General features: G+C 69.7%; 14 protein-coding genes. 8 read left to right on the forward strand and 6 right to left on the reverse strand.

What is annotated here, in order from left to right; translation table 11 throughout:
• Nucleotides 1-222: 222 nt before the first annotated feature.
• Both OJJOAM_RS24515 and OJJOAM_RS24520 read left to right on the forward strand, forming a co-directional pair.
• Nucleotides 223-1,731 (forward strand): class I adenylate-forming enzyme family protein, encoded by a 1,509-nt coding sequence (locus OJJOAM_RS24515; protein ID WP_422650189.1) that lies wholly within the window; start codon nucleotides 223-225, stop codon nucleotides 1,729-1,731.
• A 47-nt stretch (nucleotides 1,732-1,778) separates the two neighbouring features.
• Entirely contained in the window at nucleotides 1,779-2,678 is a 900-nt protein-coding gene (locus tag OJJOAM_RS24520) for an IclR family transcriptional regulator (RefSeq protein ID WP_422651052.1), read from the forward strand.
• A gap of 1,230 nt (nucleotides 2,679-3,908) precedes the next feature.
• Here OJJOAM_RS24520 and OJJOAM_RS24525 read toward each other — a convergent pair.
• Nucleotides 3,909-5,609 carry a thiamine pyrophosphate-binding protein gene (locus OJJOAM_RS24525; protein ID WP_422650190.1) on the reverse strand — a complete coding sequence of 567 codons (1,701 nt, stop codon included), beginning with the start codon at nucleotides 5,607-5,609 and terminating at the stop codon, nucleotides 3,909-3,911.
• Nucleotides 5,610-5,997: 388 nt separating this feature from the next.
• Between OJJOAM_RS24525 and OJJOAM_RS24530 the strand changes: the two genes are divergently transcribed.
• Both OJJOAM_RS24530 and OJJOAM_RS24535 read left to right on the forward strand, forming a co-directional pair.
• Complete coding sequence (locus OJJOAM_RS24530; protein ID WP_149318159.1) at nucleotides 5,998-6,366, forward strand: 5-carboxymethyl-2-hydroxymuconate Delta-isomerase; 369 nt, start codon at nucleotides 5,998-6,000, stop codon at nucleotides 6,364-6,366.
• Nucleotides 6,367-6,511: 145 nt separating this feature from the next.
• Nucleotides 6,512-6,739, forward strand: a complete 228-nt coding sequence (locus OJJOAM_RS24535) for a hypothetical protein (RefSeq protein ID WP_422650191.1) — start codon at nucleotides 6,512-6,514, stop codon at nucleotides 6,737-6,739.
• A 306-nt stretch (nucleotides 6,740-7,045) separates the two neighbouring features.
• Here the strand turns inward: OJJOAM_RS24535 and OJJOAM_RS24540 are convergent, their stop codons facing one another.
• Genes OJJOAM_RS24540 through OJJOAM_RS24550 form a run of 3 tightly spaced genes read right to left on the reverse strand, consistent with a single transcriptional unit; the run spans nucleotide 7,046 to nucleotide 10,247 of the window.
• Nucleotides 7,046-8,110, reverse strand: a complete 1,065-nt coding sequence (locus tag OJJOAM_RS24540) for an alpha/beta fold hydrolase (RefSeq protein ID WP_422650192.1) — start codon at nucleotides 8,108-8,110, stop codon at nucleotides 7,046-7,048.
• Nucleotides 8,111-8,148: 38 nt separating this feature from the next.
• Nucleotides 8,149-9,567, reverse strand: a complete 1,419-nt coding sequence (locus OJJOAM_RS24545) for a heavy metal sensor histidine kinase (RefSeq protein WP_422650193.1) — start codon at nucleotides 9,565-9,567, stop codon at nucleotides 8,149-8,151.
• Nucleotides 9,564-10,247, reverse strand: a complete 684-nt coding sequence (locus tag OJJOAM_RS24550) for a heavy metal response regulator transcription factor (protein WP_006580091.1) — start codon at nucleotides 10,245-10,247, stop codon at nucleotides 9,564-9,566. Before OJJOAM_RS24550 ends, OJJOAM_RS24545 begins: the two co-directional genes overlap by 4 nt.
• Nucleotides 10,248-10,720: 473 nt before the next feature.
• On the opposite strand from OJJOAM_RS24550, the gene OJJOAM_RS24555 reads away from it, so the two are divergent.
• Nucleotides 10,721-11,104 (forward strand): hypothetical protein, encoded by a 384-nt coding sequence (locus OJJOAM_RS24555; protein ID WP_422650194.1) that lies wholly within the window; start codon nucleotides 10,721-10,723, stop codon nucleotides 11,102-11,104.
• A 292-nt stretch (nucleotides 11,105-11,396) separates the two neighbouring features.
• Here OJJOAM_RS24555 and OJJOAM_RS24560 read toward each other — a convergent pair whose 3' ends face one another.
• Complete coding sequence (locus OJJOAM_RS24560; RefSeq protein ID WP_149318156.1) at nucleotides 11,397-11,840, reverse strand: HU family DNA-binding protein; 444 nt, start codon at nucleotides 11,838-11,840, stop codon at nucleotides 11,397-11,399.
• A gap of 278 nt (nucleotides 11,841-12,118) precedes the next feature.
• The gene (locus OJJOAM_RS24565; RefSeq protein ID WP_422650195.1) at nucleotides 12,119-12,616 is read right to left on the reverse strand and encodes a DUF962 domain-containing protein; all 498 of its coding nucleotides are present in this window, start codon (nucleotides 12,614-12,616) and stop codon (nucleotides 12,119-12,121) included.
• 324 nt (nucleotides 12,617-12,940) lie between these two features.
• Between OJJOAM_RS24565 and OJJOAM_RS24570 the strand changes: the two genes are divergently transcribed.
• From OJJOAM_RS24570 to OJJOAM_RS24580, 3 genes are all read left to right on the forward strand, one after another.
• Nucleotides 12,941-13,696 (forward strand): Crp/Fnr family transcriptional regulator, encoded by a 756-nt coding sequence (locus OJJOAM_RS24570; protein WP_422650196.1) that lies wholly within the window; start codon nucleotides 12,941-12,943, stop codon nucleotides 13,694-13,696.
• Entirely contained in the window at nucleotides 13,693-14,562 is an 870-nt protein-coding gene (locus OJJOAM_RS24575) for an arylamine N-acetyltransferase family protein (RefSeq protein ID WP_422650197.1), read from the forward strand. Before OJJOAM_RS24570 ends, OJJOAM_RS24575 begins: the two co-directional genes overlap by 4 nt.
• Nucleotides 14,563-14,783: 221 nt before the next feature.
• Nucleotides 14,784-15,548 carry an SDR family oxidoreductase gene (locus tag OJJOAM_RS24580; RefSeq protein ID WP_422650198.1) on the forward strand — a complete coding sequence of 255 codons (765 nt, stop codon included), beginning with the start codon at nucleotides 14,784-14,786 and terminating at the stop codon, nucleotides 15,546-15,548.
• The last annotated feature ends 6 nt before the right edge of the window (nucleotides 15,549-15,554 follow it).

Below are 15,554 nucleotides of genomic sequence, written 5' to 3' on the forward strand. Positions count from 1 at the left end.
TCTGCATTGCAGTTGACGGCATCATCGAACGATGCAACCATCGCGGACAGATCAAGCCGGCGGCCACGCCGGCAACGCCATTCCGGAGACTTCGATGAGCAGCACCTTCAGCGCCAATGCCGGCGCCAATGCCGGCGCCACTGCCGGCCCCAATACCGGCGCCAATTCCCCCCGCCCCCCTCGACGCCCGCTTCCCAGCCCTCCGCCGCCACGGCGCAGTTCGTGCCGCCCTATGCGCGCCTGCACCAGGCCATCGCACCCTGGGCCGCCGACCGCCCCGACGTGGTCGCGCTGATGGATGGCGAGCGCTCGATCCGCTATGGCGAGCTGGACGGCGCGGTGCGCCAGAGCGCGGCGGCGCTGGCCAAGGCCGGCGTGCGCGGCGGCGACCGCGTGGTGCTGGTGACCGAGAACAGCGTCGGCTGCGCGGTGCTGATCCTGGCCCTCAGTTCTCTCGACGCGTGGGCGATTCCGGTCAACGCCCGCCTGTCCGCGCGCGAGATCGACAACATCATCGAGCACGCGGGCGCCCGGCTCGCGCTGTATCTCGACAATGCCTACCCCGAGGCGCGCGAGCACGGCCTGGCGCGCGGTGCCCAATGGGCCGAATGGCCGCATGTCGGTCGCCTGTTGATCGGCAAGCTCAATGCCGAGGCGGTGCCCGAACCGGTGCAGGCCGACGCGCGCGAACAGGTGGCCGCGGTGATCTACACCACCGGCACCACCGGCGCATCGAAGGGCGTGATGCTGACGCATTCGAACCTGATGTTCATCGGCCACAGCAACCGCGTGCAGGCGCGCGTGCAGCCGGGCGATCGCGTCTATGGCGTGCTGCCAATCTCGCATGTGTACGGGCTGTCGGTGCTGCTGGTCGGCCCGCTGTCCAACGGCGCCACGGTCTACTACGAACCGCGCTTCCGGCCCGAGCGGCTGGCCCGCGCGCTGGTCGAGGAAAACCTGTCGGTGCTGCACGGTGTCCCGGCGATGTACGCCAAGCTGATCGAATGGGGCCGCAGCCAACCCACGCCGCTGCGCGCGCCGGCCCTGCGCATGGCGCAATCGGGCGGCGCGCCGCTGACCGCAACGTTGAAGGCCGCGTTCGAGCAAACCTTCGGCATCACGCTGCACAACGGCTACGGCATGACCGAAACCTCGCCGACCGTCAGCCAGACGCGCGTCGATGCGCCGCGCAGCGACTGCTCGGTCGGCCCCGCGGTGCCGGGCGTCGAGGTACGGCTCGACGATCCCCTGCCGGACGGCAGCGGCGAGCTGCTGGTGCGCGGCCCCAACGTGATGAAGGGCTACTACAAGCGGCCCGATCTGACCGCGCAGGCGATCGATGCCGACGGCTGGCTGCATACCGGCGACCTCGCCAGGATCGACGACGACGGAGCCATCTCCATCGTCGGCCGGTCCAAGGAAATCATCATCCATTCGGGCTTCAACGTGTATCCCGAGGAAGTCGAGCAGTCGATCAACGCCTACCCGGCGGTGGTGCAGTCGGCCGTGGTCGGACGCGCCGTCGAGGGCAACGAGGAAGTGATCGCCTTCGTCGAGGTCCGCGCCGGCATGACGCTCGATCCCGCGGCGCTGAAGACCTTCCTGCGCGAACGCCTGTCGCCGTACAAGATTCCCGCGGAAATCAAGGTGGTCGCGCAGCTGCCGGCCGCGCCGTCGGGCAAGATCCTGAAGGCCCGGCTGCGCGAGATGCTGGCCGCCGGCGAGTTCTGAGCACAGATCGCACGAGCACCATGGCAAGCGACGACCAGGCCCAGCCAATGGCGACCGAGGCGGCGGCGCGGGACGACGCCGGCAGCGGCACCGTCGAAGACGCGCCCCGCCACAAGGAAGACCGCCACTTCGTCACCGCGCTGGCGCGCGGCCTCGATGTGCTGGCCTGCTTCCGCGGCTTCGATGCGCAGCTGGGCAACGCGGAACTGGCGCAGCGCTGCGGCCTGCCCAAGTCCACCGTATCGCGGCTGACCCATACGCTGACCGAGCTCGGCTATCTGCGCCTGGAGCCGGACGCCGGCAAATATCGCCTCGGCAGCTCCGCGCTGGCGCTCGCGCCGACCGCACGCGAAGGCGCCGATGTGCTGGCGGTCGCGCGGCCGCATATGCAGCGCCTGGCCGATCTGTCGCAGGGCGTCGCCTCGCTGATCCTGCGCGACCGCGGCCGCATGCTGATCTTCGAGAACTGCCAGGCCGAGAGCTATCTGACCTTGCGCGTGGCGGTCGGCACGCGCATCTCGGGTCTGACCACCGCCGCGGGCCGCGCCTACCTGCAGGCGCTACCGGCCGCCGACGCGCGCCAGGCGCTGGCCGCCTTCCGCGCCAGCGACGGGCTGCCCGAGGCCGATGCCCAGGCGGTGCTGGCGCGCAGCCGCGAGGAGGTCCGCCGCATGGGCTGCACCACCTCGTTCGGCGATTGGCTGCCGGATATCAATTCGATCGCGGCCGCCTTTCATCCGGGCCCGGCGCTGCCGCCGATGACGTTGAGCTGCAGCGGCCCCAACGCGGTCGTCCCACCGCGGCATCTGCTCGACGTGGTGCGGCCGGTGCTGATCGAATGCGTCGCGCGGATCGAGCGCGAACTGGGGGGCGCGGAACCCGGCCGCGTGGAAACCGGCCGTGTGGAACCGGGCGGCGCGGGACCGGGCAGCATGCCGAGACGCTGAGGGCGCGGCCATCGCGCCGGGCAGGCTACCGTTTGCCATACGGACCGCGCCAAATCCGCAAGAACGCGGCCGGCATGCCGCCATGATTCCGGTGTCCCGCAAACCGATGGGCCCCGCCTGGCTGGCGCGGCCCATCGGACGCGGCAACTGCCGCGCGCCAGTGCGGCGTTTACCGGAGCGCCCCCTCATGCCCACCCTGCCCTGCCTTGCGCGCCCCGTCCCCGCGGCGCACTATTCGACCCCGCACGAATTCTTCGACGCCGTTGCCAAGGGCAGCGACGAATCGACGCTGAAGCGGATCGTCCTTCAACGCGGCGCGTTCTTCGTCGGCGGCCGCGGCTACAGACTCGTCGTGGAGAATGCCGCGGGCGCCGGCGCCGGCAAGCCCGCCGATGTCCGGCTGGAGCGGAACTGGCGCGAACTGGGCTGGTTCCGTCGCGTCGTGGTGACGCTGCTGAACTGTGTCGTGCCGCGTGACCGGCATCGCTGCCCGCGACCCAGTCGCGGCCAGCTTCCCGCCGTCTTGCACACCGTTGCGCGACTTCGCCAGCGGGTCGGTATGGCCGTCGCTGCTGCGCCGCCGTCCGCCAACCCGCCGCACGTTCCCGCCGGCACCGGCGTCGATGTCAACGAACCGCGCCCGCGGATTTCCCCGGTGCTGTCGCCCGAAGCGCGCCGCGCGAGGCTGAAATTCCTGGCCGATCGCATCGGCAAGGCGAACCATTGCAAGCTGTTCGCGCACAGGGCGAAATGGTGCAAGGTGGTTCGCGCGATCGCCGGCAACGACCCGCCCGAGTGCCTCGACGTCGTCGCCGCCGTGGTGCTGGCGCAGATGGCGGAAGTGGTCAGGTACCTGCGTCGCAACCGGCCACAGACCGAAAGGGCCTATGCCGACGTGCTGGCCGTTCTGCACGCGCTGCACCAGGCGGCCGATGCCAAGGACGACACCCTCGCGGAACTTGCCGCCCGCCTGACCGACGTGTGGAAGCAGCACTGGTGGCGCGGCGAGATCCCCAGGTATTCCGCGTTCGCCGAGTTCCGGCTGCCGGCAGGCGTGGCGCAGCGCATCGGCGCTTCCTTGCGCGAGGACTGGTTGCTGGTGAACGACGAGCTGTGCACGCTGGACCTGCGCGACCGCCTGATCAAGCGCCTGGTCGCCGCCACTTCGGCAAAGTCCACTGCCGCCGACAGCCCGGCCACCAGCTCCGCTCCGGCGGCCCCCTCCCCTCGCTATGCGCTGAGCCGCATCGCCGGCGTGATCTGCCGCGGGTCGGTGCACAGCTCCAGCAGCGCCGGCTTGCCCGCGGCACAGGCGCGGGCAAAGGCGTCGGCAAACCCGTCCGCGCTGGTCAGCCGCTCGGCCCAGGCCCCACAGGCCTGCGCCAGCGCGACGAAATCCGGATTGACGATGCCGGTGCCGCTGACGCGGCCCGGATAGCGGCGCTCCTGATGCATCCGGATCGTGCCGTACATGCCGTTGTTGACGACCAGCACCACCACATTGGCACCCACCGAGGCCGCGGTGGTCAGCTCCTGCGGATACATCTGGAAGCAGCCGTCGCCGGCGAAGCACACCACCGTGCGCTCCGGATGGCGCAGCTTCGCCGAGATCGCAGCGGGCAGCCCATAGCCCATCGCGCCGCAGGTCGGCGCCAGCTGCGTGCGCGGCCGGCGATAGGCGAAGTAGCGATGCAGCCAGACCGCATAGTTGCCGGCCCCGTTGGTGACGATCGCATCGTCCGGCAGCGTGCGGTTCAGATGGTCGACCACCGCCGTCATGTCGACACCGGCGGCGTCCGCCGGCGGCGCGGCCGGCGCGACGAAGCCCTGATGATCGGCGCGCGCCGCGGCGGTCCATTCGCGCCAGCGGATCGTGTCCGGCGCCCGCAGACCCGCCAGCATCGCGGCTCCCGGGCCGATGCCGGCGTGGATCGCCAGCTCGGGCTGGTACACCCGGCCCAGTTCGGCCGCATCGGCATGGATATGCACCAGCCGCTGGCGCGGCCGCGGCGGCTCGAGCAGCGTATAGCCGTCCGTGGCCACGTCGCCGAGCCGCGTGCCGAAGGCGACGATCAGGTCCGCACCGCGCACGCGCTCGGCCAGGCGCGGATCGACGCCCAGGCTCAGGTGCCCGACATAGTGCGGATCGCGATTGTCCAGCACGTCCTGGCGGCGGAAGGCACAGGCCACCGGCAGGTCCCAGGCGTGCACGAAGCGCGCGAACGCCGCGGCATCCTCGTCGCGCCAGTTGGCGCCGCCGGCGATCACCAGCGGACGCTGCGCGGCGGACAGCAGCTCGGCCAGCGTGGCGGCATCCGCGGACGACGGCGAGGCGACCGCGGGCCGATACGCGCCGGTGTCGCGGCAGACCGCATCGCCGTCGAGCACGTCCTCGGGCAACGCGAGCACCACCGGTCCGGGCCGGCCCGAGGTCGCGACCTGGAAGGCGCGCGCCACCAGTTCGGGGATGCGCGCGGGGTCGTCGATCTCGGCGACCCATTTGGCCATGCCGCCGAACATCGCGGCGTAGTCGACCTCCTGGAACGCTTCCCTGCCGCGGTGCTCGCGGGCGATCTGCCCGACGAACAGGATCATCGGCGTCGAATCCTGCGCGGCGATATGGACGCCGACGCTGGCATGCGTCGCCCCGGGTCCGCGCGTGACGAAGCAGATGCCGGGACGTCCGGTCAGCTTGCCGTCGGCCTCGGCCATATTGGCCGCCGCGCCTTCGTGCTTGCAGACGATCAGGTCGATGGCGGGCTGGTCGTGCAGGGCGTCGAGCACGTCGAGGAAGCTCTCGCCCGGCACGCAGAACACGCGCTCGGTGCCGTGGATGCGCAGCGCATCGACGAGGATGCGGCCGCCGCTGCGTGGCGCGGGCGCCGGCGTGCCGGCGGAGGACGATGGGAGATCGGCGTTAGGCTGGGTCATCGGCTGGCTCATCGAATCGGAAACGGGACGAGAATCGGGAACGACATCGGGAACGAAATCGGGAACGACATCCGGAACAGGCTCCTGAACGGGATCGGGACGGGATCCGAACCGAATCGGGACCTGGGCCCTGCATCGCCCCATTGTGCAGGCGAACGCGATACGGCAGGCAAGGCAGGACCGATTATCGCGCCAAATTTCGAGGCGGCCTCCGCGCGCCCTCGCGGGGCGTTGGCCTCGCCGCGGCACGGCGCTTATCATGACTACCCCGCGCGAACGTCATCGCCGCCGACCGCGGCAGTGCGCTTCGGAACGAACCGAACACCGATGTCTTGGACGCGCGCGGCAATTTGCCCGCTGTCTTTTCCCGCCACCGACGGAGTCCCCGATGCCCCATCTCGTCATTGAAATCACCGAAAACGCGCGCCTGAACTGCTCGCCCGAGGAACTGCTCGACCAGGCCAACGCCGCGCTGCTGGCCTCCGGGCAATTCCAGGAGCCCGATATCAAGTCGCGCTGCATCACGCTGGAGACCTACCGCCAGGGCACCGAAGCGGTCGAACGCGCCTTCGTTCATGGCCGGCTGTCGATTCTCGATGGCCGCGACCTGGCGACGCGGCAGGCGCTGGGCCAGGCGGTCTGCGAGGTGATCGCCGAAGCGGTCCGCTCGGGCGCGAACAACACGCCGGTGCAGATCAGCGTCGAGGTGCGCGAGATGGAGCGCGCCAGCTATGCGAAGCAGGTGATCGGGGGCTGAAGGCCGGTCCGCGCAGGATGGCGGACCGGGCCCGTTACCGGGATGCCGTCGGGGATGCCGTGGGGGGATGCCGTGGACGATGCCGTGCCCGATTCCGCAGGGGGATGCCGCAGGGGATGCGGCATAGGATGCCGCATCCCCTGCGGTGGCCGATGCGGTGGCCGATGCGGTGGCCGAGGTGGTGGCCGAGGTGGTGGCCGAGGTGGTGGCCGAGGTGGTGGCCGAGGTGGTGGCCGAGGTGGTGGCCGAGGTGGTAGCCGAGGTGGTTGGCAATGCGGTGGCCGAGGCCGTGGCCGGTACCGCCCCAGCGGCCTCGTCCAGCCCCAGCACCGACAACATCACGCCGGTCTGCCACCTGAAATACGGGTTGTAGGTGAGCCGCGCGTGCACCTTGCCGGGCTCCCGATAGCCCCAGTCCGAATACCAGACCTCGCCGCCATCGACGCAGCGCTGGTATTCGGCCGGCTCCTGCCCGTTCAGGCACAGCCGCAACGATCCCTGCCGCCCATAGAGCGGATTGGCATCGGAAAACAGCACGCCCATGTGCGAGAACTGGCTGATGCGCTCTGCCGGCAGGCGGTCCGGGCGGACCAGCACGCGCGCGAGACCGGCATCGGCGCTCGCGTCGGCCCTCGCCTCGACGCTTGCATCGACGCTTCGACCGACGCTCCGATCGACGCTAGGGATCGACGCTTGCAGCGAAGCTCGCATCGGGTCTCGCACTGACCCGCACGTCGCCGCTCGCATTGCCCTGCTGCCCCCCATACCAGATCAGCCGGCTCGCCGGATGCGTGAAGCGCGTACCGAACACCTCGCGCACGTAATGCGAGTCGACCACCGAATCGTGCTCGGCGACGATCAGCAGCGCGGGCTTGTCGTATGGGCGCGCGTTCAGCGCCGCGCGCGCCGCGACATTGCTGCGGTAGTACTGCGCGAAGCCATTGGTCGGCGTGTTCAGATAGCGGACCGGCGTCTGCTGCGGCCGGTCGTCGCCGGTCGACAATAGCCACGGCATCACCGGCGCGAGCCACGGCGTCAGCCATTCCCATCGGCTACCGGAACGCAGCGCCGGCGACACCAGCAACAGCCCGGCGATCTCGGCATGCGCCTGCGCATAGTCGAGCACCAGATTGGCACCGGTGGAGAAACCGCCGAGATACAGCGGTCCATCGCCGACGGTGTCCCGTAGCGCCGCGACCTGCTCGCGCAGCACGCGCTGCCAGTCCTCCAGCCTGACGCCCATCAGGTCCGCAGGCGCGGTGCCATGGCCGGGCAGCAGCACCGTGCGCACCAGCAGGCCGCGCTCTGCCAGCCGCGGCGCGATATCGACGAAGGACCACGGCGAATCGCCGAGCCCGTGCACCAGCAGCGCCCCGCCGCGCGGCGTGCCGGCGGGACGCCATTCGCGCGGCAGATTCCATTCGGTCTCGGCTTGCATATCGGCCGACACGTAGCGGCGCCGGCTTTCCAGCGCGGCGAGCGCTTGCGCGCGATGCGCGGCGAAGGTCGGTGCGATGGCGGGCGCGCGCGCCGCGCTGTCGTCCAGCCCGTTGTGGTCCTGCCGGCTGTGGTCCTGCCGGCTGTGGTCGTGCCGGCTGTGGTCGTGCCGGCTGTGGTCGTGCCGGCTGGGGTCCTGCCCGCCGTGGTCCTGCGCGGTGAGGCTGCAAGCCGAAGCCAGCACCATCAGCCCGGCGGCGGTCGCGACCAGCGCGGCGACGCCGAGGCGGCGGACACGGCTTGCCATGCGCACGCGCCGCGGCGTGCGCGTCCTGACGCCGCCGATCATGCCGTGGCCGCCTGTGTCAGCGAAGGCAGGCTGTCGGGCGCCGGCGCCTGCGGCGGCAGCGCCGGCAGCGTCAGGCCGATGCAGACCACGCCGCGCGACTGACGGGCGAACACGGCGCCGCCGTGCATCGTCGCGATGGCCTTGACGATGGCCAGCCCAAGCCCGTGGTTTTGGCGGCTGTCGGCGCGCGCGCTGTCGACGCGGTAGAAGCGGTCGAACAGCCGGTCCATCTGCGCGGTGGACAGCGGGTCGGCCTCGTTGCGCACCGCGATCGTCACCACGCCGCCCTCGTCGCCGATCTCGACGGCGACCGGCCGGCCGTGCAGGCCGTGCTGCAGCGCATTGCCGAGCAGATTGGTGATCGCGCGCTGCAGCAGCGAGGCGTTGACGCGGGCCCGCGCGTCGCCAACGATCTCCAGCGTCGCGCCGGCATCCTCGAACAGCATGTCGAGGAAGTCCGCGCTGCGGCGCACCTCGTGCGCCACCGACACCTCGACCAGATCGCGCGCCAGCGCGCCCCGGTCCGATTGCGCGAGAAACAGCATGTCGACGACGATGCGGCCGAGCCGCTCCAGGTCCTCCAGGTTCGACTGCAGGATGTCCTCGAGCTCGCGCGCGCTGCGCGGGCGCGACAGCGCCACCTGGGTCTGGCCGATCACGTTGCCCAGCGGCGTGCGCAGTTCATGCGCGACATCGGCATTGAAGGCGGACAGCTGCACGTAGGCACGCTCTAGCTTGTCGAGCGCGCCGTTGAAGGCCAGCACCAGGCCGGACAGCTCGGCCGGCAGATCGGTATCGGGCAGCCGCTCCAGCTTGCGCGGATTGAGCTCGCCGGCATGGCGCGACAGCGCCTCGATCGGCGCCAGCCCGACCTTGGCGATGCGCCAGCCAAGCACCGCCACCGCCAGCACGCCCAGCGCCGAGCAGACGATCAGCGCGACGCCCAGCACGCGGCTGGTCTGGTAGAACGGTGCCTGATCGACCGCGACCACCAGCGCCAGCGCCGGGCGCTCGTCCAGCGCGGGAATGATCCGCTTGAGCATCAGGAAGCTGCGGTCGTCGAACTGCACCGTCCAGACATCCGGCGCACGCTGCACGGTGACTGCGTCGCGCGGAAACGGCTTGCCGAAGCGGAAGCGCGCATCCGGCGTGTCGACGAAATAGCGCAGGCTGTCGTCCTCCGGCGTCATGCCGGTCAGCACCGCGCCGAAGCGCTCCCATTGCGGCTGCGTGCCGTAGTGGGCCGCCTTCGGGCCGATCAGCTGGAAGCGCGCCTCGAGCTCCTCGAGCTGGCGCTTCTCGAGCTCGACGCACTGGACGTAATACATCACGAAGCCGGTGACAGAGAACACCAGCGCCGCCGCGAGGGCGAACATCGCGGCCAGCCGCGTGGCGATCGAGCGGCGGCCGCTCACGCGACTTCCTCGGCGCGGCATTCGAGCACATAGCCCATGCCGCGGATGGTATGCAGCAGCTTGGGCTCGCCCGGCCAGTCGAGCTTGGCGCGCAGGCGCTTGATCGCCACCTCCACCACATTGGTGTTGCAGTCGAAGCTGATGTCCCAGACCAGCTCGGTGATCGCGGTCTTCGAGACGATCTGCGACTGGCGCCGCGCCAGCACCGACAGCAGCGTGAATTCACGCGCGCTCAGGTCGAGCCGCCGGGTGCCGCGCATCGCGCGCCGCGACAGCAGGTCGATGCGCAGGTCGCCGACCGTCAGCTGCGAGGGCTCGCTCTGGCGGCCGCGGCGGGTCAGCACATTGAGGCGGGCCAGCAGCTCCAGGAAGGAGAACGGCTTGGCCAGGTAATCGTCGGCGCCGGCGTCGAAGGCATTGAGCCGGTCGTCCAGATCGTCACGCGCGGTCAGCATGATGACCGGCGTCTGCTGCTCGCGCCGCAGCGACTTGAGCATCGACACGCCGTCGAGGTCGGGCAGCATCACGTCGAGCACGATCGCGTCGTAGGGCTCGGTGCAGGCCATGTGCAGGCCGTCGACGCCGTTGGTTGCCGTGTCGACCACGTAGCCGTTCTCCGACAGTCCACGGCGCAGATAGTCGACGGTCTTGATCTCGTCCTCTACCAACAACAGTTTCATGGGTCCGGCCCTCCACGTCCGGCAAATTGGCGGCAAGTTCGCGGCCAGGTCCGCGGCCGGGTTCGCGCACGATGTTTGGCGGCACCCGCCCCGGCAACCGGTCCGGCCGTCGGCTCGGCAAAGGGCCCGGCAATCGGCTCCGCGATCGGCTCCGTAATGGCTCCGTAATCGGCTCCGTAATCGGCTCGGCACCGCCATTTCCGGCAACTATAGGTGAAAGCCGCCGCCCGAACCTGTCAACGTTGTCAGCTTGCCGCCGGCGCGGGAATCCGCCCTGCACGCGGTGCTGCGGCCGGTTTATTTGCCCGGCCACGGGCGGTGCGCCGCGCGCCTCCGATCCTGACGCAATTGTCAGGCTGGCGTCACCGCCGCGTCCGGCCCGGTTCGTAGACTGCTAACCGTGCTTGGCCAAGCCGTCTCCCCTCGTCAAGGTTCCCAGAACCGCCCGGATCCCAATCTGAAGGAGTGTTGCCATGACTCGAACGACCTCGACCACCGTGACTCACCGAGCGTCCGGCGCCCCACCCCGTCCGCGTCCGCCGCTGGCCGCGCAGCGGCTGCGCGCGTTGCGCCAGCGCTGGCATGCGCGACGCCGCGCGATGCTGGCCGCACTGCTGCCCACCGTCGCGATGATGATCGGCGCCACCGTCTCGCTGTCGGCCAAGGCCGCGACGCGCACCACCGACCCGTACACCGACGGCGCGCGCGCGACGCAGAAGTTCGATGTGTTCACCGAAGGCGCCAGCCGCCTCGGTCCCCGCGACAGCTTCACGCAGGGCGGCCACAGCGCGGACCATCGCGATCGCTTCAGCGACGGCGCGCATACGCAGGACACGCCGGCGGACCATAGCGCCTAGAGCAGGACGCCCCCCTCGCCCTGCTGGCCGCGACTCGTGGGTGGGGGGCAAATGCCTGGCGGTTAATTGCAAATATCGGGACATCGAACGGTAGCCGATTCGCTGCAGTTCAATCCGCTGCAGCCCGAATCGTTGTCCGCCGGATCGTTGTCCGCCGAATCGTTGTCGACCGATCCGCCGCCGGTCCATTCCTCACCGACGCATCGCCAATGGAAAGGGAGCCGCATGCGGCTCCCTTCTTCACTGCTTGCCGCGACGGCCATCTGCCCGTCGCGGCCACGTCGATGACGTATTACGCGGCAGCGTCCTTCAGCTTCTTCAGCGGACGGACCTTGACCTTGACGCTGGCCGGCTTGGCCGGGAACCAGCGCTCTTCGCCAGTGAACGGATCCTTGCCGAAGCGCTTCTTCTTCGCCGGCACCTGTTGCGCGGTGATCTTCAGCAGGCCGGGCAGCGTGAATTCGCCGGCGCCCTTCTTGTGCAGCGCGCTGACGATGGTGTTTTCCAGATGGGCGAGCACCGTCTTCACGGCCTTCGGCTCGACTTGCGTCTGCGCGACCAGGTGAGCGACCAGGCTGGATTTGTTGAAGGTGTCCTTCAGCGGACGCGGGGTTGCGGTTGCGGGCGCAGCGGCCTTCTTCGCGGCAGCCTTCACGGGCGCCTTGGTTGCCGGTGCCTTCTTGGTCGCGGCGGTCTTGGTTGCAGCTTTCGCGGTCGATTTCGCTTTGGTCGCCATATTGGTCAGATAGAGTTGAACGGTTGGCGCCGCAAACCCCGCGAAAACAGCGTACGGCTGCGGCGGCCACCGAATCATAGCGGAAAGTGACGCATTTCCAAGGGGGTTTGGCTCCTTACCCCCCTAAAACCCCGTAAAAACCCGGTGAAAGGCGTGCTTTCTGTCGCGCCGATGCATCGACGCGCGTGCGCGGCAACGTTTGCGCTCTGGTGGCGGCGCGCATCGACGCGCTTGGCATCGCCTTGCAATGCCCTGCTCCCCGCGCGCGCGATGGCGATTCAGTGCGCGTGCGCATCCATCCGTTCGCGCGTATCGCGTGCCAGGCCCAGCGCGAAAGCCGTCTCGGCGACCAGGAACAGCGGCCCGATCAGCAGCCCGACGAGATCGTCGACGAAGGCCGGCTTGCGCCCTTCGTAATAGTGGCCGACGAACTGGATCACCCATCCGAGCACGAACAGCCCGATGCCGGTCGCCAGCCAGGCCGCGGTCGACAGTGCGCCGATCAGATGGCCGACATAGACGAACAGGGCGAGGATCACCGTCATCGCGATGCCAAACCCCGCCGACAGCCGCAGATAGAACAGGCACGACAGCACGTAGACCACGATGGCCGGCGTCAGCACCGCGCCGCCGTCGCCGAGCGCGATCTGCGGACGCGCCAGCAGCGTCGTGACCGCCAGCACGATCATCGGGATGCCGACAAAGTGGGTCGCCACGTTGCGGCTGTCGCGGTGATAGGCGGCGTATTGGGATAGATGGTCGACCAGGGTTTTCATGGCGTCTGCTCCTGTCAGCGGGGGACTACGAATGGCATGCCGTCGGCCCGATCCCGCGCACTACGGGCGCATTGCTGGTGCACTACGGATGCAACACGGACGCATGACGGCCGCCCCGCAGGCGCGCTCCAGCCCGGCATGATCGATTTATAGTAATGGGCGCGCCGGACGCGGTCTGTCCGAATTTTGACAGTCCGGCTTTGTCCCTAGGCTTGTTCGTGGGCTCGTCTCGGGCCCTTGTCAATCCCGCACCGGCGCACGCACCGACGCTCGCAAGGACTCACCTCGACCCTGCGCTGCGTCGCGATGACGATGGAGACCACCATGGGCATTCCGCCTCTCGCCTGCCCCACGCGCGGCACCGACACCCGCGCCGATCCGCTGGCCCCGCTGCGCACGGGCAGCTGGTTTCGCGGCCTGCCCGACGACATGCGCGCGGCCCTGCTCGAGAGCGGCACGATGCGCCGGCTCGAAGCGGGCGAGGTCCTGTTCCAGCGCGGCGATCCCTTCGATGGCCTGTACGCGGTGATCGCCGGCGCGGTTCTGGTGCATGCGCACGACGCCGGCGGCAAGGCAGCGCTGCTGGGTCTGCTGGAAGCGGGCGCATGGTTCGGCGAGATCTGCCTGTTCGACGGATTGCTGCGCACGCATGACGCCCGCGCGGCAACGCGTGCGGCGGTGTGGCACGTCCCGCGCGCCCGGCTCGACGCGATGCTGGCCGCGCAGCCGGCGTGGTGGCGCGAGTTCGGCAAGCTGCTGGCCGGCAAGACGCGCGAGGCGTTCCGCTATGTCGAGGAGGCGCAATTGCTGCCGCCGCTCGCGCGCACCGCGCGGCGGCTCGCGGCGATTGCGCGCGCCTATGGCGACACGCCCACCGCCGCGTCCGAACTCGCGGACGACGCCGCACGACAGCCCCATCGCTCTATCCACCTGCCGCAGGAACAGCTGGCGCAGATGCTCGGCCTGTCCCGGCAGACCGTCAATCACGCGCTGCGCGAACTGGAGGCACGCGGCCTGCTGCGGCTGCGCTATGCCGATATCGAACTGCTCGATCTGTCGACACTGGAGACCCTGACGTGACCAAACCGCCGAACCCATCGGCCCAGCCGACCCTCGATGCCGACCGGCTCGACGCCTATCTGGACCGCATCGGCCTGCGCGAGCGCCCATCGCCCAGCCGCGAGGCGCTCGACGCGATCGTTGCCGCGCATCTGCGGCGCATTCCGTTCGAGAACGTCGACGTGCTGCTCGGCCGCCCGATCGACATCGCGCTCGACGCGGTGTTCGACAAGCTGGTGACGCGCGAGCGCGGCGGCTACTGCTTCGAGCACAACACGCTGCTGGCCGCCGCGCTGACCGCGCTCGGCTTCGACGTGGTGCCGCTGGCCGCGCGCGTGCGCTACGGCGTCGACGAAGGCGTGCCGACGCCGCAGTCCCATCTGCTGCTGCGCGTGCGCGTCGCCCACCGCGACTACATCGCCGACGCGGGCTTCGGCGGCCCCAATCCGCCCTGCGCGCTGCCGCTGTCCGAGCCGGCGCCGGAGGGGCTGCCGTACCGGCTGGTCGGCGCGCCGCTCGCCGCGGCAGCCACCGGCGCCTTCCATCTGCTCGATCTCGAACTGGCCACCGCCGACGGCTGGGCCAAGCTCTATCGCTTCGACCTGTCGCCGCAGGCCTGGATCGATTACGCGGCGCGCAACTGGTATGTCTGCACCCATCCGGACAGCGTGTTCCTGCACCGGCTGATGGCCGCGCGCACCGACGGCCAGGTCCGGCTGACGATGACCAACGGCGAGCTGACCGAGCGCGACGCCGATGGCGCCAGCCGCCACGTGCCGCTCGACACGCCGGCGGAGATCGTCGCCACGCTGCGCGAGCGGATCGGCGTGCGGCTGGACGACGAGACGGCGGCCGGCCTGCGGGAATGGCTGGCGCGGCGGGCCTGAGGCAAGGGGCGCGCACCCCGCGCACGCCGCGCACCATGCACGCCGTGAATCCCCCGCAGAAAGAATGCTGATAAGGGGCGAGGAACGCGCGCCGGCCTGTGGACTCGGCCAGACCCACCGACCATAATGTGCCGGTCGCCGCCGCGCGTGCAACGCGAGCCGCGGCGCCACACCAAACATCAGAGTCCACCGAAAAACGGGATCGGTAGAGGAGACACCCCATGTCATTGTTCGATCTGAGCGGCAAGGTCGCCATCGTCACCGGCTCTTCGCGCGGCATCGGCCGCGCGATCGCCGAGCAGATGGCGGTCCAGGGCGCCAAGGTGGTCATTTCGTCGCGCAAGGCCGAGGCCTGCCAGGAAGTGGTCGACGCCATCAACGCCAAGCACGGCGACGGCACCGCGATCGCCGTGCCGGCCAATATCTCGTCCAAGAGCGACCTGCAGCATCTGGTCGACGAGACCAACCGCGTGTTCGGCAAGATCGACGTGCTGGTCTGCAATGCCGCGTCCAACCCCTACTACGGTCCGATGGGCGGTGTCACCGACGAGCAGTTCCGCAAGGTGCTCGACAACAACGTGATCTCCAACCACTGGCTGATCCAGATGGTCGCGCCGCAGATGATCGATCGCAAGGACGGCTCGATCATCATCGTGTCGTCGATCGGCGGCCTGCGCGGCTCGCCGACCATCGGCGTCTACAACATCTCGAAGGCGGCCGATTTCCAGCTGGCGCGCAACCTGGCCGTCGAGTTCGGCCCGCACAATGTGCGCGTCAACTGCATCGCCCCGGGCCTGATCAAGACCGACTTCGCCCGCGCGCTGTGGGAAGACCCGGTGCGCTACAAGCAATCGACCGAGAACGCGCCGCTGCGCCGCATCGGCGAACCGGTCGAGATCGCCGGCGCGGCGGTCTACCTGGCCTCGCGCGCCAGCACCTTCATGACCGGCCAGGCGCTGGTGGTCGACGGCGGCGTGACGATCTGAGCGGCG

The sequence above is a fragment of the Cupriavidus sp. H18C1 genome, from assembly GCF_049311595.1.
In the GTDB taxonomy this organism is placed as follows: domain Bacteria; phylum Pseudomonadota; class Gammaproteobacteria; order Burkholderiales; family Burkholderiaceae; genus Cupriavidus; species Cupriavidus cauae.

Excerpts from the sequence above, each read along its gene's own strand:
- OJJOAM_RS24520 (WP_422651052.1), top strand. The coding sequence starts at position 1,779 with ATGGCGACCGAGGCGGCGGCGCGGGACGACGCCGGCAGCGGCACCGTC.
- OJJOAM_RS24525 (WP_422650190.1), bottom strand. The coding sequence starts at position 5,609 with ATGACCCAGCCTAACGCCGATCTCCCATCGTCCTCCGCCGGCACGCCG.
- OJJOAM_RS24530 (WP_149318159.1), top strand. The coding sequence starts at position 5,998 with ATGCCCCATCTCGTCATTGAAATCACCGAAAACGCGCGCCTGAACTGC.
- OJJOAM_RS24540 (WP_422650192.1), bottom strand. The coding sequence starts at position 8,110 with ATGGCAAGCCGTGTCCGCCGCCTCGGCGTCGCCGCGCTGGTCGCGACC.
- OJJOAM_RS24550 (WP_006580091.1), bottom strand. The coding sequence starts at position 10,247 with ATGAAACTGTTGTTGGTAGAGGACGAGATCAAGACCGTCGACTATCTG.
- OJJOAM_RS24555 (WP_422650194.1), top strand. The coding sequence starts at position 10,721 with ATGACTCGAACGACCTCGACCACCGTGACTCACCGAGCGTCCGGCGCC.
- OJJOAM_RS24560 (WP_149318156.1), bottom strand. The coding sequence starts at position 11,840 with ATGGCGACCAAAGCGAAATCGACCGCGAAAGCTGCAACCAAGACCGCC.
- OJJOAM_RS24565 (WP_422650195.1), bottom strand. The coding sequence starts at position 12,616 with ATGAAAACCCTGGTCGACCATCTATCCCAATACGCCGCCTATCACCGC.
- OJJOAM_RS24570 (WP_422650196.1), top strand. The coding sequence starts at position 12,941 with ATGGGCATTCCGCCTCTCGCCTGCCCCACGCGCGGCACCGACACCCGC.
- OJJOAM_RS24580 (WP_422650198.1), top strand. The coding sequence starts at position 14,784 with ATGTCATTGTTCGATCTGAGCGGCAAGGTCGCCATCGTCACCGGCTCT.